This is a genomic window from Bacteroidales bacterium MB20-C3-3 (genome assembly GCA_035609245.1).
Taxonomy (GTDB): Bacteria; Bacteroidota; Bacteroidia; order Bacteroidales; family UBA932; genus Bact-08.
Window position 1 is genome coordinate 704,286 of sequence record CP141202.1, and the last position, 25,963, is coordinate 730,248.

Consider the following 25,963-nt stretch of genomic DNA (forward strand, 5'->3'; position numbering starts at 1 on the left):
TCCGGCTCAGTCAATTATATCAAATCCGCAGTAATCCCTGAGAACCTCAGGTACTTTTATTCCTTCAGGGGACTGATTATTTTCAAGAATGGCTGCAAGAATTCTTGGAAGTGCAAGAGAGCTCCCGTTTAATGTATGAGCAAGAGCCGGTTTACCATTTTCGTCTTTAAAGCGCAATTTAAGCCTGTTAGACTGGAACGACTCAAAATTTGAAACAGAACTAACCTCAAGCCACCTTTGCTGAGCTGCGGAGTAAACCTCAAAATCGTATGTCAAAGCGGATGTAAAGCTCATATCACCTCCGCAAAGTCTAAGAATTCTGTATGGAAGCCCCAGTGATTTTACCAAACTTTCAACATGGGCAACCATTCCCTCCAATGCTTCGTATGAGTTATCAGGGTGTGAAATCTGGACAATCTCCACCTTGTCAAACTGATGCAATCTGTTAAGTCCCCTGACATCCTTTCCGTAAGATCCGGCCTCTCTTCTGAAACAAGGAGTGTAGGCTGTTACTTTTACGGGAAGTTCAGCAGCTGAAAGTATCACATCTCTGAAGATATTTGTAACAGGCACCTCTGCTGTAGGAATAAGATAGAAATTATCCAACCCGACATGGTACATCTGCTCTCCTTTATCCGGAAGCTGACCTGTACCAAAACCTGAAGCTTCGTTAACCATAAGAGGGGGCTGAACCTCTGTATAACCCGCTTTTGTGTTAACATCCAGAAAATATGAAATAAGTGCCCTCTGTATCCTGGCTCCTTTACCCTTATAGACAGGGAATCCGGCTCCGGTCAATTTCACGCCAAGGTCAAAATCAATAATATCGTATTTCTTTGCAAGTTCCCAGTGAGGGATAGCGTCAACAAGATGAGGTAAAGCCCCACCCTCTTTTACATTCAAATTATCCTCTGCGCTCTTTCCTGCCGGCACAGATGAATGGGGTAGATTTGGCAGCTGAACCAATAACTCATTTAACTCATCGGCAGATCTGTTCATTCTCTCCTCGAGAGATTTTGACTCCTCCTTCAAAGAGGCAACCCTGCTCTTGGCAACCTCGGCCTCATCTCTTTTACCGGACTTCATAAGAGCTCCAATCTCCTTCGCAAGTGTATTCTGTTCCGAGAGAATATTGTCAAGTTCTGTTTGTGAATTCCTTCTTGCAACATCAAGGGTATTAATTCTCCTGATAATTTCAGCAGCATCAAAGTTTTTTACACGCAGCCTCTCTGTTACATAATCAGGCTGCTCTCTTAAAAGTCTAATGTTTAACATAGGGTTAAATTATTGAGGCATCAAAGTTATGAAAAAAAAACAGACCGACTTAATTAATAAGTCGGTCTGTTCATATAAAAATCAGTATTAAGCCGGGCTAATAGCACCTACTGGGCAAACATCTGCACATGAACCGCAATCTGAACAGATATCCGGATCAATTTTATAGATATCGCCGGGAGAGATAGCTTCAACCGGACACTCATCAATACATGTACCGCAAGCGGTGCAATCTTCTGAAATTTTGTAAGCCATTATTGAAAATGTTTGAATTGGTTTATTATTTGCAAAGATATAAAAAGGTTGGAACAGAACAAATACAAATGTATCTTTGTTGTCTCAACCATAACAGGAAAGAGAGATGAGAGTAATAAGAATTTTCAGACCATTTGCCATTCTTGTACTGCTCTTGTTTACATTGACATCTGCAGCACAGAACAACATAAACGGCATTATTGAATTCAATAAACAGGTGCACGATTTTGGCGACATAACGCTAAGTTCCGGGAAGCACAAATACTCGTTTACATTCAGAAATGTTTCAAAGATACCTATTGTAATACAGACAGTAATTTCATCCTGTGGCTGTACTACTCCTGTATGGACCAGAAACCCCGTTAAACCGGGCGAGAGCGGGAAAATAGAGGTGACATTTCTTAATGACCAGGGCCCATATCCGTTTGACAAAGCTCTTACGGTATATGTGAGCGGGGTAAACAGGCCAATTATACTAAGAATTAAAGGGGTTGTCCACGAAAAGGCCAAATCACTCTCTCAGCTTTTCCCATATAAGATTGGAGAGCTCTCCTTCAGAGGCAGTTTTGCCGATATCGGTCAGATTGCACAGGGGGATACAAAGAGGGAGAGCATAACAGTAGCAAACACCGGAGGAAGGCCATTAAGAATAGGGTTCACAAACCTACCCGACGGACTCAGGATGTCTGCAAATCCCGCAATACTAGGCCCGGGCAAAAAGGGTGAAATTAATATTGAACTTGACACAAAAGCAGAGAAGAGATGGGGATCAGTAAATCTGTCTGGAGAATTAGTACTCGACGGAAATAGCATATCATCACCAAAATTTGAGGTAAGAGCAAGAATTCTTGACAACTTCTCATCTTTGACAGATGAAGAGGTTGATCAGGCACCCCTTCCAATGACAGACAACAATGTCTATGCATACGGAAGCGTTAAGCCTGGAACAAAAATTCAGCACACATTTGAGATCCGCAATCTTGGCCGCAAACCACTTACTCTCTACAAGTACGAATCTAACTTTGAAGGAGTTTCTGTCACACATCCCACTACAATAGCTCCCGGTGCCTCCGGTAAAGCCGTAGTAGTAGCGATTACCGGCAGTGAGACCGGAGACAAACTCTATCAAATAACTTTTATAACCAACTCTCCGGGAAGACCGGCCTTTAGCCTTCTCCTCTCAGGAGCAGTAATAAGATAACGAGATTTGAGATGCAGGATAAGAACCACATAAATCACGACAGTGCACTTATAGTAAACGAAGGGATAGAGCAACCCCCTATTGTTAACCCGTATATTGGTAACTTCTACAAAAAAAACAGAGTTAAAAACCTCTCCATTGATGAATATGTTACCGGAATCCAACAGGGCAATATTTCCGTTCTGAGCCAGGCAATAACACTTGTTGAGAGCAACAGGCATGAACACAGGATAATGGCGACAGAGATTCTTGAAAGATGCCAGACCCACAAAAATGAATCAATGAGGATCGGTATCACAGGGGTTCCGGGAGCCGGGAAAAGCACCTTTATTGAGGCCTTTGGAGGCATGATCACCTCTTTGGGCCATAAACTTGCAGTCCTGGCAATTGACCCAAGTTCTGAAAGGAGCAAGGGTTCCATTTTAGGCGATAAAACCAGGATGGAGACACTATGCTCAGACCCCAATGCATTTATCAGACCAAGTCCCAGCGGAGGATCTCTGGGCGGGGTTGCAAGAAAAACAAGAGAGAGCATTGCACTTTGTGAGGCAGCCGGATTTGATGTTATTTTTATTGAGACAGTAGGTGTAGGGCAATCAGAGACCACAGTCCACTCTATGAGTGATTTCTTTTTACTTTTAATGCTTGCAGGGGCAGGAGATGAGCTTCAGGGTATTAAAAGGGGGATTATGGAGATGTCTGACCTTATTGCCATTACAAAGGCCGATGGTAGCAACATCGATAAAGCCACTTTGGCAAAAGCTCTCTATTCAAATGCTCTTCATCTTTTTCCGCCATCTGAGTCAGGCTGGATTCCTACAGCATTGACATCATCCTCAGTTACTAAATCAGGATTAAAGGAGATTCTGGAAAAAATTGAAGAGTACTTTAAGATGGCTAAGGCAAACGGCTACTACTATAAAAAAAGAAAAGAGCAGTCCCGTTTCTGGATGTATGAAACAATTAACGAAGGACTCAGGGACAGATTTTTTGAAAACAGGGAGGTACTCTCCAAGCTTTCACATTACGAAGTTGAAGTAATGGAGGGGAGGCTTGGATCATTTGCAGCCGCCGCAGAACTGCTTAACATCTACAAAAACAATATATGAACATAATATTTGAGGCTCTTAAAAACAGCATCCTTATTACCGGACTTGTTATGGTAATGATGTTGCTCATAGAATACATCAATATTCGCTCGCATGGCGAGTCATTTAACAAACTAAAAAAATCTCCCGTAAAACAGGTATTTCTTGCAGCTCTGCTTGGACTTGTACCAGGATGCATCGGAGGTTTTGCCGTGGTATCACTATTTACCCATAACTTGTTAAGTTTTGGCTCATTGGTAGCTATGATGATAGCATCATCTGGAGACGAAGCATTCGTTATGATGGCAATGATACCAAAAACAGCCATTATACTTTTTATCATACTATTTATCATTGGGGTTGCAGCTGGTATCCTTGTGGATAAAGTTTACAAAGGAGATAAAAGACCTTTTGCCCCTGAAGAGTTCAAGTTGCACGATGAGTGCTGTCACGAAAAACACGACCACACTTCCCACCACCCTGTAAAAGAGACAAAGAGAAGTATGACAAGGGAGAGGATTATTATAATGGCAGGTATTGCTATTTTTATTGTAGCAGTTTTCGCGGGAATACTTGAGCACGATCATGCATCTCATGCTGCCGAAACTGTTACTGTTACTACTTCTGATGTTCATATTCATGACCATGATGGGGATCATAATCACTTACACGATCACGACCATGCTATTGCTGATGCAGAACACTCTCACCAGAGTTTTGATATCTTTTCAGAAAGGTGGATGAATCTGCTCTTTGCAGGAGTGAGTATATTTCTGCTTTTCCTGACAGCAAGAGCAGGAGACCATTTTATCAGGGAGCACCTCTGGGGCCATGTTGTAAAGAAACACTTTAAATCAATTTTCCTCTGGACATTTGGTGCACTTCTGATCATTCACTTTGGAATGCAGTTTCTGGATATTGAACACTGGCTCAGAGATAATATAATCCTAATGATTCTGCTTGCTGTTCTCATTGGGATTATACCAGAATCCGGGCCTCATATGGTGTTTATTACTCTGTTTGCAGGTGGCCTTATACCATTCTCGGTACTACTTGCCAGCTCTATTGCCCAGGATGGTCATACAGCCCTGCCACTCCTTGCAGAAAGCAAAAAAGGCTTTGTACTCGCCAAAGCCATCAATATTACAATTGGATTCGTTATTGGATTAGCAGTTCACCTGGCCGGATTTTAAACCCGGCCGGGCTTCTTACCGCTACTCCCCATTCATGGAGATTAAAAACTCCATATTATTATCTGTCCTCAACAGTCTTGTTTTCATAAACTCCATTGCCTCCACAGAGTTCATATCAGCAAGATAGTTTCTAAGGATCCATATCCTGTTAAGAGTCTCCTTATCAAAGAGAAGATCATCTCTTCTTGTACTACTTAAAGTAACATCAACAGCAGGGAATATCCTTTTATTAGAGAGTTTCCTGTCAAGCTGAAGCTCCATATTACCGGTTCCTTTAAACTCCTCAAAAATCACCTCATCCATTTTTGAACCTGTCTCTGTAAGTGCAGTAGCAATAATTGTCAGCGATCCTCCATTTTCAATATTTCTGGCAGCTCCAAAGAACCTTTTTGGTTTATGAAGTGCATTTGCATCCACACCTCCGCTGAGAACCTTTCCGGAAGCGGGCTGAACAGTATTAAAGGCCCTTGCAAGACGGGTAATTGAATCCAGAAGAATTACGACATCATGTCCACACTCAACCAATCTCTTCGCCTTCTCAAGTACAATATTTGCAACCTTTACATGCCTCTCGGCCGGTTCGTCAAAAGTAGAAGCAATAACCTCTCCCTTTACACTTCTCTGCATATCTGTAACCTCTTCAGGTCTCTCATCTATTAACAGAACAATCATGTAAACTTCCGGATGGTTATCAGCAATAGCATTTGCAATATCCTTCAGAAGAACAGTCTTTCCAGTTTTAGGCTGAGCTACAATCAGACCACGCTGCCCCTTACCAATTGGAGCAAACAGATCAACAACCCTTGTTGACATATTGTTATGACCATTTGATGTAATATCAAACTTCTCTTCCGGAAAGAGAGGTGTAAGAAAATCAAATGGGACCCTATCTCTTATGAATTCGGGACTTCTGCCGTTTATCTGCTTTACCTTTACAAGAGGAAAGTATTTATCCCCCTCTCTTGGTGGTTTAATCTCACCTGTAAGAGTATCTCCGGTCTTAAGTCCGTATAGTTTAATCTGAGATTGTGAGACATAGATATCATCCGGAGAGTTCAGATAGTTGTAATCTGATGACCTTAGAAATCCATACCCGTCCGGCATTATCTCAAGAACACCGGTAGCCTCAACCTCTCCCTCAAATTCAATTTTTGGTCTTACTTGATTCTCTTTAGGTTTTTTATCTCTGGCCTCATTATTATTTGGAGTATTTTGCTGCTGCCCCTGAACAGGTGCTACCTGAGAAGACTCATTATCAATCTTTTCAGTGATTTTTTCAGCTCTAACACTATCAGCCACAGGAGTGGCATCCTCTTTCACAGCTTTATTAACAAACTCCTTTACAGTCTTTGGTTTGTTGTTTTCCTCTCTAATCTCCTTAGTTACAGCAACAATAGCTGCAATCTCTGCATCTGATGCCACAGGATTAGGCAGAACCTTAACCTCTGACTCAGGAGCCCTTTTTCTTGCAGGTCTTCCTCTCTTTCTCTCCCCTTTGGAATCATCTCCCTTTTTAGCAGATGCATTCTGGGCACTCACTGAAGCATTTGATTGAGCTACAGCTGGAGTATTCTCCGTAGCAGGTGCAGGTGCAACTGAAAGAACCACCGAAGGAGAAGCTGAAGGTGCAGCTGAAGGGATAACCGATGCTGGCTTAACAGGAGCATCTGCAGCTGGTTTCTTTAAGTTATCCTCTCTCTTTTTAGGACCCCTTTTATTTTGTTTCTGATTAATTATTTGTGGCTGAGGTTTCTTTACAATCAACGGGGTGCCTGATTTGCTACCCACTCTGGCCTGCTCATCCAATATTTCATAAACAAGCTCCTCTTTTGAAAATTTTTTGAAATTGCTCAGCTTAAGCTCTTCAGCTATTGCAAACAGATCATCCAGACCCTTATTGCTTAACTCTTTTATATCGTACATTAAATTTGATTGGGAATTGTATTGTGGATTTATCTGAACTGTAAATCACCCGAATTCTCTGCAAATATAGATAAATTCTCTAAAAACACAAAAAAGTGGAGATAAAACTCCACTTTTCAATTTACTTTGCTGCTACCACATCTGCCTCAACAAGACCACCTTTGGGAAGTCCCTTTACAGCAAAGGCAACCCTTGCAGGAAACGGTTCCTTAAAGAATGTTGCATAAACTTCATTCATTGTGAGAAAATCTGCCATATCTGTAAGGTAAACAGTTGTCTTTACAACATTTTCAAAACCATACCCGGCTTCATTAAGGATATAGCCTATGTTCTTAAATACCTGAATACACTGCTCCTTTACTCCTCCCGGAACAAACTCACCTGTTGCAACATCAATAGGGAGTTGTCCTGATACATAAAGAAACCCGTTTATTTCAACCGCTTGATTGTAAGGACCCACTGCTTTTGGAGCAGCCGGAGAAGATATAATTCTCTTGTTCATAATTTATTTAATGATTAATAGTAAAGTTATAATAATTATTAGAAATTATCCCAATAACTTGACCCTTTTTTAAACTTGAGTAAATCTGCCAGAGCAGAAGCATTTGCACTTATCCGGAAGCTCCAGCTCTGCCATTGCCCCGTTGGAACCCATGATACAGACATGTTAAAACAGTGGAGATCATATGAAGCACTTAGCTGAGTTGTTGTTAGTGTAAAATTTGATAAGTCCACATTAGTATTAATATTAATGTTAAATGCCTTTGTAAGCCTGATCTGTCCGGACAAGCCCAGAGTCTGAGTATGCTGATGAAGTGTTTTAAGACTCTTCTCATCTGCATTGTACTCATATCTGCGTCCGTATGAATAGTGGTAATTAAAACTAACTGTCCATGGAACAGATGGATCAAGATAATATACCCATCCCCCCGGTATATACTCTCCTGTCACAGGATGATGATAAATTTTTGTATAATCTCTAGGCTCAGAAACAACACCTCCAAAGGTATCACCCTGAGTATTCTGCGTTGTGTTTGCACCCGGAAATTTTCTTACTCCACCCTCTCTCTCTCCCTTCCCGGATAATTGGTAAGACAGAGTCATACTGGCATTCTCCATTCTTGCAATTTTTATCCCGCCCTCCTTTACAATATTGAAAGTATTCATAACTCTTCCTCTATCATCTACTGCATAAGGATTTAAAGAGGCATTGGCACTCAGACCCAGTGAGCCGAAAATAGTAGTGTTCATATTAACAGAGATAGTTGAGAGTTTCAGTGAATCCGCCAGAAAATTATAAGACCCGCCTAATGCGAGGTTGTCAATAAGTTTAAGTTTGGTTGTTCCTGTCCCTGTTGTATCATCCAGATTTCTGATTTTTGCCTCTACATTGTTTCCTACAGAAAAATTGAGAGAAGCATTTCTTCCCGGAGCTGGTGGTGAATTAATCATCCCCTCGTAACGGTTATAGTTAACAAGGTGCTGTATCCCATTATCATCAACATAATCTAACACTCTGTAACCATTTGCAGGAGTTCCTAGCTCAGGCCTGTAACTCAGAGAGATCTGAGGTGTAATCATATGCCTTATGGCTTGCAATTTCCCTTTAGTTCCAAAGTTGAACATACCATACAATCTGGTATTCACCGAGAGTGATGCCGAAAAATCCTGTGTGAGTCCAAAATGGCTGAACATTTTGGAAACACTGCTCTCTACAACCTTTTTCTCCTCGTTATAATATTTATCGTTGGTCTGAAAATACCAGTTCATTCCATAATTAACACCAGGAGAGAAGTTTATATATTTTAGCAGAGTAAATGTAGGAAGCCCGATAGAGAAATTATGCTTCATCCCGCTTCTGAAGAGAGAGAGAAAATCAGGGGAGCTGAAATCTTTTAACTTAAAATTGACTTTATTCTCAAATGTTGTGTTATAGCTGAATGTAACAGATTCATAAAATCTCTCCTTTCCTACCCTGTCTCTCTTTTTAAAAGGATATATCCTGTTCATGGTGAGGGTAAAATTAGGTACGGTAAGCGCGTAAGAGCTATCGAGAGAATTCTGACTGTGTAATAGATTCATAGAGAGGCTGAATGGAGAATCTGCAAATGTCTTTGAATAAGAGATTGATGAAGAGACCTGATTTTGAAGACTCTGTTGAACATCCATTGAGTTAAACCTGTTATTCAATGGTGTAGAGAAGTTCACAGAGGCTCTGAAAGAGGCACCGGGCATAGATTTTGAATCCTGAGAGTGGCTCCACCTCACAGAGAAGTCCTTTGACTGAAAAAAGTCTGTACTTCCACTCTCACCTGTTTGATTATTTGAATAGTTAACAGAAAAATCCCCGTTAAATTTATACCTCTTTTTATATCTCGCAGTTAACATTGCATTCCAGGAGCCAAGGGAGTAAATATCTCCTGTGATAGAGACATCAAAATACTCGCCTATAACAAAATAGTATCCTAGTCCCTTTAGGCCGAATCCCCTTGCTGCCTCCTCCTGAAAAGAGGGAATCAACAGACCACCTGAGCGCTCAGGCTTTTCCGGAACAAATCCAAATGGAAGAGCAAGCGGCAGAGGGACATCCTCAAGTACCAGATAAGCCGGTCCAAAGACGGTAGTTTTCTTTGGCTCGGTAACCATGCGAGCTTTGGTCATCCTAAGATAGAAATGGGGGTGTTCGTGGTCACATGTAGTATATTTTCCCTGTGATATATTTATTGAGTTGTCAGCCATTTTCTTTATGTTGTATCCATGCAGAAAACCCTCTGACTCCTGAGTAATCATATTTGTAATTCTGGCCTTTCGGGAGGCAAAATTATAGTACACCTTCTCCATCTCGTATTTACTGCTGCCCTCAGTTAGCACCGGTCTGCCAATAACAGCACCTGTGCTGTCCTTGATACCAGTTGCAAAGACTGTTTTTGAATCAAGATCATACTCCATGTATTCAGCAGTCAACTCAATATTCTCGTAATTAACCTTCACATCACCGTAATAATAAATCATTTTCCTTCCATTTCTAAAATCCTCAACAATAGAGTCTCTTGCTACTGAAAAAGCAGGAAAATCTATCTGACTCTTCTTTGTAAGAGTGTCAGATTTAACTTTAAGGGTGTCTGTAATAGTCTTTAGAGTGTCTGGTTTCAAAGACTGGCCCTCCGCCTTTTGACTAAACATCAACAACCCCAAAACGGCCAGAATGGTATAAGTGATTCTCTTCAAAAACAAAATAATTGCTACTTTTGCAAAGTGCAAATTTAAATATTAATCAACATAAATAATGCTCTTCAGAATACTTTTGATCTTTTTTTGCCTGACCCTTCAGATACCTGCATCTGCACAGAGCAATTCAAGAGTTGCTATTAAGAAAGTTGTAATTGATCCCGGCCATGGTGGTAAAGACCCCGGAGCAGTCAGTATAAACAAAAGACACAGAGAAAAAGATATAACTCTGTCTGTTTCACTGATGCTTGGCAAACTTATTAAAGAGGCATATCCGGATGTTGAAATTATTTATACACGCTCAACAGACATTTTCATTCCTCTGGACAAAAGAAGCGACATAGCCAATAAAGAGAAGGCAGATCTATTTATATCAATTCATGTAAACTCCGCAAGGGCCAGGGCAGCATCCGGGACAGAGACATTTGTTATGGGTCTAGACAAAAGCAGTTCAAATCTGGAGGTGTCAAAACTGGAAAATAGTGTAATTGTACTTGAAGGAGATGATTATTCAAGCAAATATGAGGGATTTGACCCCAATGTTCCTGAATCTTACATTATCTTTTCACTATTACAGAACTCACATCTTGAACAGAGCCTCTCCTTTGCCTCACTTGTTCAGGAAAATCTCTCAAGAGGTCCAGTAAAGATAAACAGAGGTGTTAAGCAGGCCGGTCTTGTAGTATTATGGAAAACAACAATGCCTGCAGTTCTTGTTGAACTGGGATTTATTTCCAATAGTAATGATATGGCCATCCTTGTTCAGCAAAACAATCAGCAGAAAATGGCAAATGCAATCTTTAACGCCTTTTCCAAATATAAAAAGATATACGAAGGGGAAAACACTTATGCAGTTCCGGCCTCTCATCAACCAGAGTTAAAACCCACTCCTCAAGTCCCTGATACAATAAAAAGAGAGGCAATTGAAGCAACATCGGATTTTTACTCAATACAGCTGCTTGCTGTAACTAAAGCACTCCCTAAGGGTGCAGCGGATTTAAAAGGAATAAAAGATTACGATTATAAAAAAATTGGCGCATTCTATAAATATCATACAGGCAAATACACAACCCAAACAGATGCTTCTGAAGCTCTGAAAATAATCCGCAGAAAATTCCCTCAGGCATTTATAATAAGAATTCAAAATAACACAATAGTACCATTGAAATAAAACAAGATGAAAATAAAACTAACTAAGGAACAGAAGACAGGACTCTTTGCTCTGGTAACATTGATTGCAACATACTTTCTGATAAACTTTCTTAAGGGGCAGGACTTCTTTAACAAGAATAATATTTATTTAGTAGAGTATGAAAATGTTGAAGGGCTCACACCTACAGGACCAGTTTTTTTCAAAGGGCACAAGATTGGTACTGTAGAATCAATTGAGTACAAAGAGAATAGTGGCAATTTTATTGCAAAATTTAAAATTAATGCACAGTATCCTATACCATCCAACTCGGTTGCAATGATATACTCGGCAGATCTGCTTGGTTCAAAGGCTGTTAAGATTGTGCCGGGTGATTCTCAGAGACTACTTGCCAACAAGGACACACTAGCATCAGGTATAGAGGCCGGACTTGTAGATATGCTTGTTGCAGAGATACTTCCTCTTAAAGACAGCATCTCCACTCTCCTCACCTCTCTTAACACTACTGTAACAGGAATCAACCATATCCTTGACCAGGAGGGACAGGCCAATATAAAAGGTATAATTACCGGACTTAACAGAACTATCAAAAACTTTGAGAAAATTTCCGCAACACTAGGCGAAAGTACTCCTGAAATTGAATCTGCGCTGGAGAATCTAAAGAGTCTTACCGCTAAACTTGACAATGCAGCTGAGCCGCTTGGCACGACTATAGGTAATCTTTCAAAAATAACAGACTCTCTTGCGTCAGCAGACTTATCTGCAACAATTGGATCTCTAAAAATGCTGCTGGAGGATATGAGGAATCCTCAGGGATCTCTTGGCAAACTTATGACATCAGACTCACTCCATACATCGGTTAACACTTTGGTAAAAAATCTGGATGAGTTGATAGAGAATATCAATAATAATCCAAAAAAATATATAAAGATCACAGTATTCTAAATCAGCTACTTACAAAACAATAAAAAGTTGATTTAATCTTTCTAAAAATAATTTTATCTGAGTAACAAGCAATTGAAAAATTCTTGAAATTTGCAAGTGCTTTTTGATTTTTTTTTACAGAATTTATCCCCAATTTTGTAGGAGATCTAAACTTCAAACCATAAACCATGACCGATCAGAAACATATAGCTGTATGGGATAATTGTCTGCGAATTATAAAAGACAACATTCCGCCAAGCAGCTTCAAGACATGGTTCGTTCCAATAAAGGCGGTCAAATTTCTGGACTCAGTATTAACAATTGAGGTACCTTCTGACTTCTTCCGTGAATATCTGGAAGAGCAATTTATTGAACTTATAGGAAAGACACTGAGGAGAGTTGTGGGAAGCAGTGCTAAACTTGAGTACAATGTAAGAGTAGTATCCAACGAAGAGGCTGTTACCATGCCTCAGCAAGGGGTGCAGGAACTAACAAACAAAACAGTACCATTTCCGGCTCAGGCAGGAACATTTGCAAATCCGTTTGTTATACCAGGACTTCAACAGAGACAGATAGACCCACAGTTGAATCCTAACTTCAGTTTTCGTAATTTTGTAGAGGGAGAGTGCAATCGTCTGGCCAGAGCTGCCGGACTTAACATTTCATCCAGTCCCGGTAATAACTCTTTCAATCCGCTGTTCCTTTACGGAGGTTCCGGCCTTGGGAAAACCCACCTGGCACAAGCAATAGGAATTGAGATAAAAGAGCGGTTCCCGGATAAAATAGTACTCTATGTAAGTGCGAACAGGTTTCAGACTCAATTCATGGACGCTGCAAATGTCAAGAATAAGCTTACAGACTTTCTCCACTTTTATCAAATGATAGATGTGCTCATAATTGATGATGTTCACGAATTTGCAGGAAAACCCGGCACTCAAAATGCATTTTTTCACATCTTCAGCCACCTGCACAATATAGGGAAGCAATTGATACTCACATCAGACAAGGCCCCTTCTGAACTTCAGGATCTTGAACAAAGACTTCTCTCCAGATTTAAATGGGGACTCGTAGCAGAGCTGGTTCAGCCGGATTTTGAGACCAGAATTGCAATACTAAAAGCAAAGAGTTACAAGGATGGAATAGTACTTCCGGAGGAGGTCATAACATACCTTGCAAATAATATAACCAGCAATGTAAGAGAGATTGAGGGAACCCTTATTTCTCTGCTGGCACAATCAACATTAACCCACAGAGAGATTACTCTTGAATTGGCTCAGTCATTAACTGATAGATTTGTGAGCAGAACAAAAACTGAAATCTCTGTAGGTAAGATCCAGAAAATAGTTTGCGAATATTTTAAAATCAGCACAGAGTCCTTCCTTTCACAATCAAGAAAAAGAGAGTTTGTTCAAGCAAGACAAATTGCAATGTACATAAGCAGAAATATGACAAATAATTCGCTTGCATCAATTGGTGCTCAGATTGGAGGAAGAGATCATGCAACTGTACTTCACGCATACAATACTGTAAAGGACCTGATTGATACAAACAGATCTTTCCGCAAATATGTTTCGGATATTGAGGGACAGCTTAAATCAAACTAAGAAACACAATGGAGTCAGCAAGAGTTTTCTCGATTTTCAGTGAAATAACCAAAATTCCAAGAGAATCTGGTCACGAAGAGCACATTATTAAATACCTTCAAAATTTTGCCAGTTCAAGAGGATTGGAGTGCAAAACAGATAAAGCAAGGAATGTTGTAATAAAGAAGCCTGCAACTGCCGGAATGGAACAGGCACCAACTGTTATTTTGCAGAGCCACTCAGATATGGTTTGTGAGAAGAACTCCGGAACTCAGCACGACTTCAGAAAAGATCCCATCAAGGTAACTGAGGAGAATGGATGGCTAATAGCAAAGGAGACGACGCTGGGAGCCGACTGTGGTATAGGTATGGCAGCACAACTTGCCGTTCTGGAGAACGAAACCATTCCTCACGGTCCAATTGAGGCCCTCTTTACAACAGAGGAGGAGACTGGACTTACAGGAGCAAAATCGCTTGAAAAAGATTTTCTTAAAGGCACAATTCTGATTAATCTGGACTCAGAGGACGAGGGTGAATTGTTTATTGGCTGCGCAGGTGGAATTGATACTACCGGCAGATTCAGATACACTCCACGAAAGAGCAAAAACGGAGTAAAGTTTCTAAAATATGGAGTTTTTGGAGCAACCGGAGGGCACAGTGGAGACGATATTGAGAAGAACAGAGCAAATGCAAATCAGATTCTTCTCAGATTCCTTTTTGAGGCTTACTCTAAATTCCCTGTATCATTGTGTGAAATTGACGGAGGGAATAAAAGAAACGCTATTTCAAGAGAGGCTTATGCTATAATAGCTGTTGACCCTGCTGACGAAGATATTATAAACGAATTGTTCCAGAGAGTTGTTTCTGAAGCGCAAAATGAGCATTTTATATCTGACCCTCAGCTTGCGGGAAAAATTGGATATGCTCAGCCGTTTGAAACTTGTATAGATGACGAATCCTTTATAAGACTGGTCTGTTCTCTCTACGCAATGCCACACGGAGTAATTGCAATGAGTCAGACAATCCCCGGTTTTGTTGAGACCTCAACAAACCTTGCAAGTATTAAAATGGAGGGCGAAAACACAATTAAGGTTGCTACCAGCCAGAGAAGCTCAATTAACAGTGCTAAACATAATGCAGCTAAAAGAGTTGAAGCAGTCCTTAAACTTGCAGGCGCAGATGTCACTCATGAAACAGAGTATCCGGGCTGGCAGCCCAATACAGAATCAAAAGTTCTTAAGATAACTGAGAGCTCATACAGAGAATTATTTGATAATCCTCCGGTTGTAAGAGCAATACACGCAGGGCTTGAGTGCGGGATTCTTATTGACAAACTCCCTCATCTGGATATTATATCATTTGGTCCAACAGTTAAAGGAGCCCATGCTCCCGGGGAGAGACTGGAGATTGCATCAGTTGAAAAATTCTGGAAATTGCTGGTTGATGTACTGGCAAAATTAAAATAGTAATTATGGCTACTCTCATAGCACCATCTATGCTCTCTGCCAATTTTGGCAACCTTGCTTCCGATATTGAGATGGTAAATAACAGCGAAGCAGATCTCTTCCATTTAGATATAATGGATGGTCTGTTTGTGCCGAATATATCTTACGGATTTCCCGTTGTAAAGGCAATATCAGAGCTGGCAAAGAAACCTATGGATGCACATCTGATGATAGTTGATCCTGACAGGTACATAGAGAGATTTGCAAAAGAGGGTGTGAAATATCTAAGTGTGCACATTGAGGCATGTACTCATCTTCACCGTACCATCCAAAATATTAAAGAGTGTGGAATGAAGGCAGGAGTGGCACTTAATCCCCACACGCCTGCATATATGATTAAGGAGATAATTGCAGACACAGATTTTGTACTTGTAATGTCTGTAAATCCGGGATTTGGAGGTCAGTCATTTATAGCATCCTCTCTTAATAAGATAAGAGAAATAAGAGATATGGCTTCAAAAGCAGCTCCAAATCTTCTGATAGAGGTTGACGGAGGTGTTAGTAAAGAAAATGCCCCTCTCCTCGTTGAGGCAGGGGCAGATATTTTAGTAGCGGGAAACAGCATCTTCTCAAAGTCCTCTCCATCAGAAACAATAAAAGAACTCAAGCAGCTCACCCGTTAGATCAAATAATATATTTTATCTCTTTAAATGCATAAGAGACTGTAGAACCATCCAGTTTTTCAATCAAAATACAAGCATTTTTGTCTGTTCCAATAATTCTTCCTTCAAAAATTTCTCCGGAAGGTGTCTCCTGGAATTTGTGCAGCTCCTCATATCTGTATAAGTTTCTGTGGTACATTGAAGATATCTTTTCAGAGATACTTCCCCATGAAAAGTTTTTAAAAGGGATGTATAGGTCGTACAGATAGAAAGCAAGCTTCTCCAACTCCTCTTTGCGGTCATAATTTTCACCGGTAATAGCTTTTAAAGAGACAGGATTAGGAGCACCTGAATCAAATTTTTCCTGATTAAGATTAAGTCCAACCCCAACTATTGATTCTGACAAACTGTCACCCTCAATGAAGTTCTCAATTAATATTCCTGCAATCTTTTTGTCACCTACATATATATCATTTGGCCATTTAATCTTAGCATCAACACCTTTGCTTACAAGGTACTCATATACACCTACGGCAGCAATCTGAGAGATAATAAACTGGTTCTCAGCTTTTATCATATCTGGTTTAAGGACTAGAGAAAAGGTTAGGTTTGAACCCTTGGCACTCTCCCAGGATGTCCCTTTCTGTCCTCTTCCTTTAGATTGGTACTCAGCAGCAAGAATTGTAAAGTCAGTAAGGTCATCAGACCTTCTAAGTGCCTCTTTATTAGTGGAATCAATAGTTTCAAGCCAAATTATGTCAATTGCCATATCAATAAAAGTTTAAATTGGTCGCAAAATTGCAGTATTTTTACAGAAATTACGAAAAAACGACAATTATTGTGCCAGTAAAGAAGACAACAACCAAAAGATTTAAAGTTGCCCAAAGCAGCGCAGCTAAAGAGATTATCACAGACGAGATTGAACTGAAATGCATAACAGAAGCTATGCTTGACAAAAAAGCTCAGGCTGTATGTTCTATGGATTTAAGAAATATAGGAACAGCAATTACAGACCATTTTGTCATATGTCACGCAGATTCTGCACCACAGGTCATTGCTATAGCAGACAATGTAGAGGAGAAGATGTACACACAGTGCAACAGAAAGGTAGTAAGAGCACAAGGGAAGGAGAATGCATTCTGGATTATAATGGACTTCACCAACATTGTTGTACACATATTTAAGACAGAGTACAGACAATTCTACAGGCTTGAAGAGCTGTGGGCAGATGCAATAAAGACTAACTATCAAGACGACAAGCAATGAGCGAAGAAAATAAAAACAACCTCAACAAGAAATTATCAAATTTTAAGCCCCAGAAGTTTAACAACCTCTGGATTATCTTAATAATCCTTACCGGTATAGCCATAATGTGGAACTCATACCAGGGTGGTGAGCCGGTTAAAACAGAGTGGTTCTCAGTAAAGGAGAAAATGATCCCTGCCGGCGATATTGAAAAAATTATTTTCGTTACAAACGAGAATATGGCTGAAGTCTTCATAAGAAAAGATAGCCTGTCAAAATACAAAAATCAGTTTGGTGGCAAGGAGCCAAAATTTGGCCCTCAGTTCTACTTTATTGTATCAGGGAATTTTAACCTTGAAGAGCAGGTAGACGCAGTTATGGCAGGTGTTGAACCTGAAAAGAGATTTGCTGTTGAGACTGAGCAAAGAACAAACTATTTTGGAAAAATGCTTGAATGGCTCTTACTCCCTCTTATGTTAATCGGCCTTTGGATATTCTTCTTCAGAAGGATGAACAAATCCATGGGCGGTGGCGGATCCCAGGGAGGAGGTATCTTCTCTGTAGGGAAATCACAGGCTAAACTTTTTGACAGGGACAACAATGTTAAAGTAACATTTAAGGATGTTGCCGGACTTGAAGAGGCTAAGGTAGAGGTAATGGAAATTGTAGATTTTCTTAAGAATCCAAAAAAATACACCAACCTTGGAGGTAAAATCCCTAAAGGAGCTCTTCTGATAGGCCCTCCGGGCACAGGAAAAACACTTCTTGCAAAAGCAGTAGCAGGTGAAGCCGATGTCCCTTTCTTCTCCATATCCGGATCGGACTTTGTTGAGATGTTTGTAGGTGTGGGAGCATCCCGGGTAAGAGACCTCTTCCGCCAGGCAAAAGAGAAAGCACCCTGCATTGTCTTCATTGACGAGATAGATGCTGTGGGTCGTGCCAGAGGCAAAAATGCAGGCTTCTCATCAAACGACGAGAGAGAGAATACACTCAACCAACTTCTTACTGAGATGGATGGTTTTGGATCTAATTCAGGGGTAATCATACTTGCTGCAACAAACAGAGCAGATATTCTGGACAAAGCTCTTATGAGGGCAGGCCGGTTCGACAGGCAGATACATGTAGATTTACCGGAACTGAAAGAGAGGATGGAGATTTTCAAGGTACACCTGCGCAACCTGAAACTTGTTGAGGGATTTGACATTGAATTCCTTGCCAAACAGACTCCCGGATTTTCAGGAGCAGACATCGCTAATGTATGTAACGAAGCAGCTCTTATTGCAGCAAGAAACAATAAAGAGTTTATCGAGAAGCAGGACTTCCTGGACGCAGTAGACAGAATAATTGGAGGCCTTGAAAGGAGAAGCAAGATCATCTCTCCTGAGGAGAAGAGAACAATTGCATTTCACGAAGCCGGGCACGCAACTGTAAGCTGGATGCTTCCTCACGCAAACCCTCTTCTTAAAGTAACAATTATTCCAAGAGGCAGAGCTCTTGGTGCAGCCTGGTACCTTCCTGAAGAGAGACAAATCACAACCACCGAACAGATGATGGACGAGATGGCTGCTACGCTTGGGGGCAGGGTTGCCGAAGAGATAATCAACGGAAAAATCTCAACCGGTGCTTTAAGCGATCTTGAGAAGATTACAAAACAGGCCTATGCGATGGTCTCATATCTTGGAATGAGCAAAGAGGTTGGTAATATATCATTTTACGACTCATCTGAATCAGCCGGGTTTAATCTTGGGAAGCCATACAGTGAAAAGACTGCTGAGCTTATTGACTCTGAGGTGAAGAAATTCATTGAAGAGGCCCATAAAATGGCAAAAAAAGTTCTTACAGAAAACAGAGAGGGATTCACAAAACTGGCAGAACTACTTCTTGAAAAAGAGGTTATCTTTGCAGAAGATCTGGAAATTATTTTTGGTAAAAGAGCCGGCAAGCAACCTATAGAGTAATATGAACAATACAGTGGTGAGAACATTGAGCGGATTAGTCTTCCTTTTAATTATGGTAGGCTCTCTGCTCATAGGTCCCATTGCTTACGCAGCAGTAATACTGTTTATTATTGCAGTGGTAATGCACGAATACCTTGAAATTAGTCTTGGAAAGAGTTATATGTTTCCGCGTATTTTTGCAATATTAACAGGCCTCTCGCTCTTTCTTCTGCTTTTTCTGATACTGGAATACAAGCTTGAGGTGAAACTTCTTCTTCTGGTCCTGGTTCCTCTTGTAGCAACATATATTTCTCTTATATGGGAGAAAAACTCTGAAAATTACAACAGAAATCAGTATCTGGCCGGATCAATTCTCTACACAGCCCTGCCATTTGCCCTGACTACCCTGATAGTATACAAAGAGGATGGATCCTTTGACGGAACCACACTCCTCTTTTTCTTTATTATTCTATGGGTATCTGATATTGGAGCCTATGTATTCGGGATGCTATTTGGACAGAAAAACGGGCACAAGCTCTTTCCCTCAATATCTCCAAAGAAATCCTGGGAGGGTTTTTACGGAGGGCTGGGATCTGCATTAGCTTTTTCAATAATAATTTATTATTCCGGGTTCTCTGATTTTAACCTTACTCATACAATAATTATTGCTCTTATAATTAACGTAACAAGTGTTCTGGGTGACCTTGCAGAGTCTCAGTTTAAGAGAAACTTTGGAGTCAAAGATTCCGGTTCTCTAATGCCTGGTCACGGAGGTCTTCTGGACAGATTTGACGGAGCTCTTACATCATTCCCGCTTGCAATAGCTTATATTAAACTCCTATCACTATTCTAAAACATGAAAATACACAAAGAGGGTTATAAAATAATTACAAACAGTTTCTTAATACTGGCCATTCCTGTTGTTGCACTATATTTTATATTTCCGGATGATAATATATTCTGGTATGCTCTTATTGCTGCACTTCTGCTTTTTACTCTTGTCGTAAGATTCTTCAGGTTTCCGAATATTACACCTGCAATAAACGATAGTGTAGTGCTTGCACCGGCAGATGGTAAAATTGTTATTGTAAAAGAGGTATATGAGGGCGAATTTCTAAAAAAAGAGTGTCTGCAGGTATCTGTATTTATGAGTGTTTTCAATGTGCATATAAATTGGTTTCCTGTAAAGGGAGTAGTTAAATATTTCAAATACCACCCGGGAAGATACCTTGTAGCAATGCATCCAAAATCTTCAGAAAAGAATGAAAGAACAACCATAGTTGTTGAGAATGACAGAGGGACTGTATTATTCCGGCAGATTGCAGGATATCTGGCAAGAAGAATCGTCTGTTATGCGGAGGAGGGGAAATTTTATCAACAGGGTGAGCAGGCCGGATTTATAAAATTTGGTTCAAGGGTTGATCTCTTCCTTCCACTTGACTCAAGGGTTCAAGTCACAAAGGGTCAAAAGGTGAAAGGTTCGCAAACAATAATTGCCACCCTTCCGGAGCTTATCAATGAGAGTTAATTTATCTAATATAATTTGACATTTCAAGGGCGGCTTCGGCTGCCCTTTTCTCTGCCATAGCGGCAAAATCTTCACCACCGCCGGCAAAAATTATATTTCTTGAGATATTTACAAGCAGTCCACATTTGGAATTCATTCCTGCTTGGGCAACCTGAGAAATAGTACCCCCCTGGGCTCCCACACCGGGAACAAGAAAAAAGTGTTCAGGAGATATAGCTCTTATCTCTGCAAGCTTTTCAGGCCTGGTTGCTCCCACAACAAACATTAGATTATCGGGACTACCCCACTCCATCCCCTTTTTTATAACCTTTTCGTATATATCCAACTCAAAATCTTCAGCTGATGGATTTGAGGTTAGAGCAAGTATCACTGACCATTTGCCATCGTATTTCAAGAAAGGCTCAACAGAGTCCCTGCCCATATAGGGAGCCAGAGTAACTGCATCAAAATCCATTCTCTCAAAAAAGGCTTTGGCATATCTGTCGGCAGTATTGCCAATATCTCCCCTTTTTGCATCGGCAATAATAAATAGAGAAGAATCTACTCTGCGGATGTACTCCACTGTCATCTCCAGCTGTTCCCACCCCTTAGCACCCTCGGCCTCATAAAAGGCGAGATTAGGCTTATAGGCCACTGCATAGCCGTAAGTAGCGTCAATGATGGCTTTATTAAATTCAAAGATGGGATACTTTGCAGACAAAAGCGAAGTTGGGAATAAGGAAGGATCTGAGTCCAGCCCTACACAAAGGAAGCTCCTTTTTCTTAAAATATTTCCGTAAAGCTCTTCTCTGTTCATACTATCCGCGGCTTATTCTCCGGACTCTTTAAGTCTCTCGGCATTCTCAGCAATCTGAAGCAGGTCAATAACCTCCTGTACTGCTCCATCCATAAAGACAGGGAGATTATACATTGTATAGTTAATCCTGTGATCGGTTACCCTTGACTGCGGATAATTATAGGTTCTGATTTTTGCTGAACGGTCTCCAGTGGATACCATTGTCTTTCTCTTGGCAGAGATTTCGTTAAGGTATTTTTCATACTCTAAATTATAGAGACGAGTCCTTAGCTCTGCAAGAGCTTTTTCGTAGTTCTTTATCTGAGACTTCTCATCCTGACACTGGACAACAATACCGGTTGGCATATGTGTAAGCCTGATTGCAGAATATGTAGTATTAACCGACTGACCTCCGGGACCGGAAGAGCAGAAGGTATCTTTCCTTATATCACTAATATTAAGTTCAATATCAAACTCCTCTGCCTCGGGAAGAACTGCCACAGAGGCTGCAGATGTATGTACGCGACCCTGGGTCTCAGTTTGAGGAACCCTCTGTACACGGTGAACACCGCTCTCATATTTTAAAACGCCATATACACCCTGACCGGATATTTTACAAATTACCTCTTTAAAACCACCCGAAGTACCCTCACTCTGGCTGTTTATTTCAAGTTTCCACCCCTTCCTCTCAGCAAATTTAGCATACATCCGGAAGAGATCTCCAGCAAAAATTGAGGCCTCATCACCACCGGCACCCGCCCTGATCTCAACAATAGCATTTTTGGCATCCTGAGGATCGGCAGGAATAAGCAGAAGCTTAATCTCCTCCTCCATTGCCGGCATAGCCTCCTCTATCATAGTTATCTCCTCCTTGGCCATCTCTCTTAGCTCCTCATCCTTCTCATTCTGAATTATATCCTTTGCATTCTCCAGATCAATTACCATTTTGCGGTATTTGTTTCCAACCTCCACAAGTGGTTCAAGATCCCTGTACTCCTTGTTGAGAGAGACATACCTCTTCATATCAGACATTACTCCCGGATCTGATATCTGAGCTGCAATGCTTTCAAATTTCTCCTTTAGCCCCTCAAGTTTGGTATATAGATTATTATCGCTCATATTTCTTTGTCAAATTGGCTGCAAAATTAGTGAAATTAGTTGATTCCCGGAATTTTATTCTGAAGCCGCTCTTTTATATCTGATTCTCAAGACATTTCTCTCAGAATCAAAATCAGAAGATATAATTTTCACACCACCTATTTCAGATGTGTTCTCAACATGCAGACCAATACAGGGACATTTGTCATAGTCACCCACTGATATTATTCTTACAGTATCACCAGCCTCAGGTGGCAGTTTACTTGTGTTTACAACCCTTTCAGCCTCTTCTCTTGATATAAAGGACTCCTTAACTTCCAGATTCATCCCAATTACCCTGTTGACCTCCATCTCCAACCCTGCTATCTCCTCCTCACTCAAAGGCCTCTCAAAATAGTAATCAACTTTTGATTTCTTTTTCTCAATATGATTACTGAATGACCTTTCGGTCCCAAACATCCTGACCATTGTCTGGTTAATAATATGCTCAGCCGTATGCATAGGTGCGTTGTAATCCTTTTTGGCTTCGTTTAACTCCATTTAATTCCTCATTTATCCGTAAAGTTAATTATTTTGCGGCAGTTTTTCCTTCTCGCTCCCTTCGTTCGCTGTGGCGGAGACTCCTTCAAATCATATCTGGCAATCTTCCTGCATTCACAGAGTATCCGCATAACTTCCGGAGTTTTTCCTCCTCGCTCTCTGCGTTCGCTGTGGCGGAGACTCCTTCAGTTATGCGGACTACTCTGTGATAAGACATGCAGGAATTCTTGCCCAGTCATCCGCTGCCACGACGGAACCCCCGCCGCAGACGGCAAAGCCGGCGAGGAGGAATCGTTCCGGAGTGACAGTGGATAAGATGGACAAAAAAGAGGCTGCCTCTTCAGACAGCCTCAGCGGGGTTGTAAATGTAAATAACTAACCAAATACTTACTCGCCCAGGAACAGTTTCATATCCTCATCAACAGAGCCTATCGGAGCAATCCCAAAATTCTTTACCAGAACCTCTGCAACATTTGGAGAGAGGAAAGCAGGGAGTGTAGGGCCCAGGTGAATATTTTTCACACCCAGATAAAGAAGAGCAAGGAGAACAATTACTGCTTTCTGCTCATACCAGGCAATATTGTAAGCAATCGGCAGTTCGTTAATGCTGTTTGCATTAAACACCTCCTTAAGCTTAAGAGCAATTACAGCAAGAGAGTAAGAGTCGTTGCACTGACCTGCATCAAGTACCCTTGGAATTCCTCCAATGTCTCCCAATGGAAGTTTATTGTATCTGTATTTTGCACAGCCTGCCGTTAGTATGATTGTGTCCTTTGGAAGAGCCGATGCAAATTCAGTGTAGTAGTTCCTGTCCTTCATCCTTCCGTCACAACCTGCCATCACAAAGAACTTACGGATAGCACCACTTTTAACAGCCTCAACAACCTTGTCTGCAAGAGCAAATACCTGTGCATGAGCAAAACCACCAATCAGTTCACCAGTCTCAATCTCTTTAGGAGATGCACATTTTTTTGCATGCTCAATAATTCCTGAAAAATCCTTTGGTTTACCATCTTTTCTCTCCTCAATATGCTTAAATCCGGGGAATCCCGATGAGCCGGTAGTGTAGATTCTGTCGGCATAAGTAGATGACTTCCTTGGAGGTACAATACAATTAGTAGTAAACAGAACCGGACCGTTGAAAGTCTCAAAATCCTCAATCTGATGCCACCATGAAGAGCCATAGTTACCAACAAAATGGCTGTATTTCTTGAATGCCGGATAGTAGTTTGCAGGAAGCATTTCCGAGTGTGTGTAAACATCTACTCCCGTTCCCTCTGTTTGCTTAAGCAGCTCTTCCATATCCTTAAGGTCGTGGCCGGAGATAAGGATAGCAGGATTATTACGCACACCCAGGTTTACCTTTGTAATTTCAGGATTTCCGTAAGCCGATGTATTTGCCTTGTCAAGAAGGGCCATAACCTTCACACCATGTTCGCCTGTTTTGAGAACAAGTGCTGTCAGCTCGTCTGCCGATAGTGTATCGTTTGTAGTATCCACTAGCGCCTGCTGCATAAACGCATAAACATCCTTGTCTTCATGACCAAGGTTGAAGGCATGCTCAGCATAAGCAGCCATACCCTTTAGTCCATAAATAGTAAGTTCACGAAGAGAGCGAACATCCTCATTTTCTGTTGCAAGAACCCCAACCTCAAGGGCTTTTGCATCCATATCCGACTCCTCTTTAGAGGCCCAGAAAGCACCTTCAAAAGTAATATCAGAGATATTTCCACCCTTGGAAACATAAAGTGCTTTTACAGCCTCTCTCAGATCAATAGCCTGTTTAACTCTTGTAATAAATCTCTCTCTGTCAAAGTTTGCATTAGTGATTGTCATAAAAAGAGAATCCACAACGAACTTGTTTACTTCGTTACTCTCAACTCCCTTTTCTCTTAATCTTACTGTGTAGTGAGATATACCCTTGCACAGATAAATCAGCAAATCCTGAAGATTAGCCACATCTGCAGGTTTACCGCAGACTCCGTTTACTGTACATCCGGTGTTCTTTGCCGCCTCCTGGCACTGAAAACAAAACATGTTACTCATAAGTCAATTTTTATTTGGTTAATTATTACAGTACAAAAGTAGGGAACCTCAAAACAAAGAAGTGTAATTCTTGTTACACTAAAGATAATTATATTAAATTAGCATTACAAACAGAGTGTATGCAAAATATGGATTTTTCCCGATGCCCTATAATGGGCAATCTCGGCAATGAAAAAATAGGTAAACTTTTCAAAGACGCCCGCTTCAAAGTGGAGACATTTGACAAAGGTGAAGTTATAGCTATGCAGGGATCACCCTGCAAACACCTTTACATTCTGCTTACGGGATCTGTCCGTACAGAGATGACTACAGAGACAGGCGGCTTGATGACCATTGAGAACATAGAGGCAGTAAGACCATTAGCCTCCGCATTTCTTTTTGCCGAGGATAATACCTTCCCGGTTGATGTTACAGCAACAACACAGTGCCGAATTCTTATGGTTCCAAGAGATGAGGTAATAAGAATGTTTCAGAAGGATGGCCAGTTTCTTGAGAACTACATTAAATTCAATTCAAACAAGACTCAATTTCTCTCAAACAGGCTCAAAGTACTGAATATTAAAACCATTAAGGGGAAGCTTGCCTACTATATTATTGAAGGGCTTGACCAGGCAAGAGAGTCACTACCCAATACAGATTCTTACAGAATGGATAAGAATCAGACCGAATTAGCAAAGTTTTTTGGAGTTACCCGCCCAGCACTGGCCAGATGCATATCGGAAATGGAAGAGGCAGGCATAATTGAACTACAGAAAAAAGTGGTAAAAGTTAAAAACATTAGAGCGCTTAATAATCTGCTAGGATAGATTGTATTTATACAGGAATGTTTTTAATCTATTTGATTTATCAAACAAACCAAGGTATCTT

The 25,963-nt window shown here is 40.8% G+C and carries 23 protein-coding genes; 13 read left to right on the top strand and 10 right to left on the bottom strand.

Annotated elements, in window-relative coordinates; genetic code table 11:
* Positions 1–6: 6 nt before the first annotated feature.
* Together serS and U5907_03165 are read right to left on the bottom strand one after the other, a co-directional pair.
* The gene (serS, locus tag U5907_03160) at positions 7–1,275 is read right to left on the bottom strand and encodes a serine--tRNA ligase (GenBank protein ID WRQ33653.1); all 1,269 of its coding nucleotides are present in this window, start codon (positions 1,273–1,275) and stop codon (positions 7–9) included.
* A gap of 87 nt (positions 1,276–1,362) precedes the next feature.
* Positions 1,363–1,530 carry a 4Fe-4S binding protein gene (locus U5907_03165; protein ID WRQ33654.1) on the bottom strand — a complete coding sequence of 56 codons (168 nt, stop codon included), beginning with the start codon at positions 1,528–1,530 and terminating at the stop codon, positions 1,363–1,365.
* Positions 1,531–1,636: 106 nt separating this feature from the next.
* Between U5907_03165 and U5907_03170 the strand changes: the two genes are divergently transcribed.
* The 3 genes from U5907_03170 to U5907_03180 are packed head-to-tail and all read left to right on the top strand — an operon-like array spanning position 1,637 to position 5,012.
* On the top strand, positions 1,637–2,731 hold the full coding sequence (locus tag U5907_03170) for a DUF1573 domain-containing protein (protein ID WRQ33655.1): 1,095 nt from the start codon (positions 1,637–1,639) through the stop codon (positions 2,729–2,731).
* Positions 2,732–2,742: 11 nt separating this feature from the next.
* The gene (gene meaB / locus U5907_03175) at positions 2,743–3,840 is read left to right on the top strand and encodes a methylmalonyl Co-A mutase-associated GTPase MeaB (GenBank protein ID WRQ33656.1); all 1,098 of its coding nucleotides are present in this window, start codon (positions 2,743–2,745) and stop codon (positions 3,838–3,840) included.
* Positions 3,837–5,012 (top strand): putative manganese transporter, encoded by a 1,176-nt coding sequence (locus tag U5907_03180; protein WRQ33657.1) that lies wholly within the window; start codon positions 3,837–3,839, stop codon positions 5,010–5,012. The genes meaB and U5907_03180 overlap by 4 nt, the downstream gene beginning before the upstream one ends.
* A gap of 21 nt (positions 5,013–5,033) precedes the next feature.
* Here the strand turns inward: U5907_03180 and rho are convergent, their stop codons facing one another.
* The 3 genes from rho to U5907_03195 form a co-directional block, all read right to left on the bottom strand.
* Positions 5,034–6,935: a transcription termination factor Rho gene (gene rho / locus U5907_03185; GenBank protein WRQ33658.1), complete on the bottom strand. Its 1,902-nt coding sequence runs from the start codon at positions 6,933–6,935 to the stop codon at positions 5,034–5,036.
* A gap of 121 nt (positions 6,936–7,056) precedes the next feature.
* On the bottom strand, positions 7,057–7,437 hold the full coding sequence (locus tag U5907_03190; protein ID WRQ33659.1) for a RidA family protein: 381 nt from the start codon (positions 7,435–7,437) through the stop codon (positions 7,057–7,059).
* A gap of 38 nt (positions 7,438–7,475) precedes the next feature.
* Complete coding sequence (locus U5907_03195) at positions 7,476–10,163, bottom strand: putative LPS assembly protein LptD (GenBank protein ID WRQ33660.1); 2,688 nt, start codon at positions 10,161–10,163, stop codon at positions 7,476–7,478.
* Positions 10,164–10,221: 58 nt separating this feature from the next.
* Here U5907_03195 and U5907_03200 point away from each other — a divergent pair, with 58 nt between their 5' ends.
* The 5 genes from U5907_03200 to rpe all read left to right on the top strand — a co-directional run bounded on the left by U5907_03200 (position 10,222) and on the right by rpe (position 15,948).
* On the top strand, positions 10,222–11,334 hold the full coding sequence (locus U5907_03200) for an N-acetylmuramoyl-L-alanine amidase (GenBank protein WRQ33661.1): 1,113 nt from the start codon (positions 10,222–10,224) through the stop codon (positions 11,332–11,334).
* Positions 11,335–11,340: 6 nt separating this feature from the next.
* A complete protein-coding gene (locus U5907_03205; GenBank protein WRQ33662.1) occupies positions 11,341–12,258 on the top strand; it encodes an MlaD family protein in 918 nt (305 codons plus the stop codon).
* A 167-nt stretch (positions 12,259–12,425) separates the two neighbouring features.
* A complete protein-coding gene (gene dnaA, locus U5907_03210; GenBank protein WRQ33663.1) occupies positions 12,426–13,841 on the top strand; it encodes a chromosomal replication initiator protein DnaA in 1,416 nt (471 codons plus the stop codon).
* Between the two features lie 8 nt (positions 13,842–13,849).
* Entirely contained in the window at positions 13,850–15,286 is a 1,437-nt protein-coding gene (locus U5907_03215) for an aminoacyl-histidine dipeptidase (protein ID WRQ33664.1), read from the top strand.
* 5 nt (positions 15,287–15,291) lie between these two features.
* Positions 15,292–15,948: a ribulose-phosphate 3-epimerase gene (gene rpe, locus U5907_03220; GenBank protein WRQ33665.1), complete on the top strand. Its 657-nt coding sequence runs from the start codon at positions 15,292–15,294 to the stop codon at positions 15,946–15,948.
* Position 15,949: 1 nt separating this feature from the next.
* Here rpe and U5907_03225 read toward each other — a convergent pair whose 3' ends face one another.
* Entirely contained in the window at positions 15,950–16,696 is a 747-nt protein-coding gene (locus U5907_03225; GenBank protein WRQ33666.1) for a biotin--[acetyl-CoA-carboxylase] ligase, read from the bottom strand.
* 71 nt (positions 16,697–16,767) lie between these two features.
* Here U5907_03225 and rsfS point away from each other — a divergent pair, with 71 nt between their 5' ends.
* The 4 genes from rsfS to U5907_03245 are packed head-to-tail and all read left to right on the top strand — an operon-like array spanning position 16,768 to position 20,637.
* On the top strand, positions 16,768–17,193 hold the full coding sequence (gene rsfS, locus U5907_03230; protein WRQ33667.1) for a ribosome silencing factor: 426 nt from the start codon (positions 16,768–16,770) through the stop codon (positions 17,191–17,193).
* A complete protein-coding gene (gene ftsH, locus U5907_03235; protein WRQ33668.1) occupies positions 17,190–19,130 on the top strand; it encodes an ATP-dependent zinc metalloprotease FtsH in 1,941 nt (646 codons plus the stop codon). The genes rsfS and ftsH overlap by 4 nt, the downstream gene beginning before the upstream one ends.
* 1 nt (position 19,131) lies before the next feature.
* A complete protein-coding gene (locus U5907_03240; GenBank protein WRQ33669.1) occupies positions 19,132–19,962 on the top strand; it encodes a phosphatidate cytidylyltransferase in 831 nt (276 codons plus the stop codon).
* 3 nt (positions 19,963–19,965) lie between these two features.
* Entirely contained in the window at positions 19,966–20,637 is a 672-nt protein-coding gene (locus tag U5907_03245) for a phosphatidylserine decarboxylase family protein (GenBank protein WRQ33670.1), read from the top strand.
* Position 20,638: 1 nt separating this feature from the next.
* Here the strand turns inward: U5907_03245 and pyrF are convergent, their stop codons facing one another.
* The 4 genes from pyrF to hcp all read right to left on the bottom strand — a co-directional run bounded on the left by pyrF (position 20,639) and on the right by hcp (position 25,087).
* Positions 20,639–21,433 (bottom strand): orotidine-5'-phosphate decarboxylase, encoded by a 795-nt coding sequence (gene pyrF / locus U5907_03250; GenBank protein ID WRQ33671.1) that lies wholly within the window; start codon positions 21,431–21,433, stop codon positions 20,639–20,641.
* Positions 21,434–21,445: 12 nt separating this feature from the next.
* Entirely contained in the window at positions 21,446–22,531 is a 1,086-nt protein-coding gene (prfA, locus tag U5907_03255) for a peptide chain release factor 1 (GenBank protein WRQ33672.1), read from the bottom strand.
* 54 nt (positions 22,532–22,585) lie between these two features.
* Entirely contained in the window at positions 22,586–23,050 is a 465-nt protein-coding gene (locus tag U5907_03260) for a hypothetical protein (GenBank protein WRQ33673.1), read from the bottom strand.
* Between the two features lie 387 nt (positions 23,051–23,437).
* Positions 23,438–25,087 carry a hydroxylamine reductase gene (gene hcp / locus U5907_03265; protein ID WRQ34076.1) on the bottom strand — a complete coding sequence of 550 codons (1,650 nt, stop codon included), beginning with the start codon at positions 25,085–25,087 and terminating at the stop codon, positions 23,438–23,440.
* A gap of 137 nt (positions 25,088–25,224) precedes the next feature.
* On the opposite strand from hcp, the gene U5907_03270 reads away from it, so the two are divergent.
* Positions 25,225–25,902 carry a Crp/Fnr family transcriptional regulator gene (locus U5907_03270; protein WRQ33674.1) on the top strand — a complete coding sequence of 226 codons (678 nt, stop codon included), beginning with the start codon at positions 25,225–25,227 and terminating at the stop codon, positions 25,900–25,902.
* The last annotated feature ends 61 nt before the right edge of the window (positions 25,903–25,963 follow it).

Bases quoted from the DNA above. Each gene is read 5' to 3' on its own strand.
- serS (WRQ33653.1), bottom strand. From the start codon at position 1,275: ATGTTAAACATTAGACTTTTAAGAGAGCAGCCTGATTATGTAACAGAG.
- U5907_03165 (WRQ33654.1), bottom strand. From the start codon at position 1,530: ATGGCTTACAAAATTTCAGAAGATTGCACCGCTTGCGGTACATGTATT.
- U5907_03170 (WRQ33655.1), top strand. From the start codon at position 1,637: ATGAGAGTAATAAGAATTTTCAGACCATTTGCCATTCTTGTACTGCTC.
- meaB (WRQ33656.1), top strand. From the start codon at position 2,743: ATGCAGGATAAGAACCACATAAATCACGACAGTGCACTTATAGTAAAC.
- U5907_03180 (WRQ33657.1), top strand. From the start codon at position 3,837: ATGAACATAATATTTGAGGCTCTTAAAAACAGCATCCTTATTACCGGA.
- rho (WRQ33658.1), bottom strand. From the start codon at position 6,935: ATGTACGATATAAAAGAGTTAAGCAATAAGGGTCTGGATGATCTGTTT.
- U5907_03190 (WRQ33659.1), bottom strand. From the start codon at position 7,437: ATGAACAAGAGAATTATATCTTCTCCGGCTGCTCCAAAAGCAGTGGGT.
- U5907_03200 (WRQ33661.1), top strand. From the start codon at position 10,222: ATGCTCTTCAGAATACTTTTGATCTTTTTTTGCCTGACCCTTCAGATA.
- U5907_03205 (WRQ33662.1), top strand. From the start codon at position 11,341: ATGAAAATAAAACTAACTAAGGAACAGAAGACAGGACTCTTTGCTCTG.
- dnaA (WRQ33663.1), top strand. From the start codon at position 12,426: ATGACCGATCAGAAACATATAGCTGTATGGGATAATTGTCTGCGAATT.
- U5907_03215 (WRQ33664.1), top strand. From the start codon at position 13,850: ATGGAGTCAGCAAGAGTTTTCTCGATTTTCAGTGAAATAACCAAAATT.
- rpe (WRQ33665.1), top strand. From the start codon at position 15,292: ATGGCTACTCTCATAGCACCATCTATGCTCTCTGCCAATTTTGGCAAC.
- U5907_03225 (WRQ33666.1), bottom strand. From the start codon at position 16,696: ATGGCAATTGACATAATTTGGCTTGAAACTATTGATTCCACTAATAAA.
- ftsH (WRQ33668.1), top strand. From the start codon at position 17,190: ATGAGCGAAGAAAATAAAAACAACCTCAACAAGAAATTATCAAATTTT.
- U5907_03240 (WRQ33669.1), top strand. From the start codon at position 19,132: ATGAACAATACAGTGGTGAGAACATTGAGCGGATTAGTCTTCCTTTTA.
- U5907_03245 (WRQ33670.1), top strand. From the start codon at position 19,966: ATGAAAATACACAAAGAGGGTTATAAAATAATTACAAACAGTTTCTTA.
- pyrF (WRQ33671.1), bottom strand. From the start codon at position 21,433: ATGAACAGAGAAGAGCTTTACGGAAATATTTTAAGAAAAAGGAGCTTC.
- prfA (WRQ33672.1), bottom strand. From the start codon at position 22,531: ATGAGCGATAATAATCTATATACCAAACTTGAGGGGCTAAAGGAGAAA.
- U5907_03260 (WRQ33673.1), bottom strand. From the start codon at position 23,050: ATGGAGTTAAACGAAGCCAAAAAGGATTACAACGCACCTATGCATACG.
- hcp (WRQ34076.1), bottom strand. From the start codon at position 25,087: ATGTTTTGTTTTCAGTGCCAGGAGGCGGCAAAGAACACCGGATGTACA.
- U5907_03270 (WRQ33674.1), top strand. From the start codon at position 25,225: ATGGATTTTTCCCGATGCCCTATAATGGGCAATCTCGGCAATGAAAAA.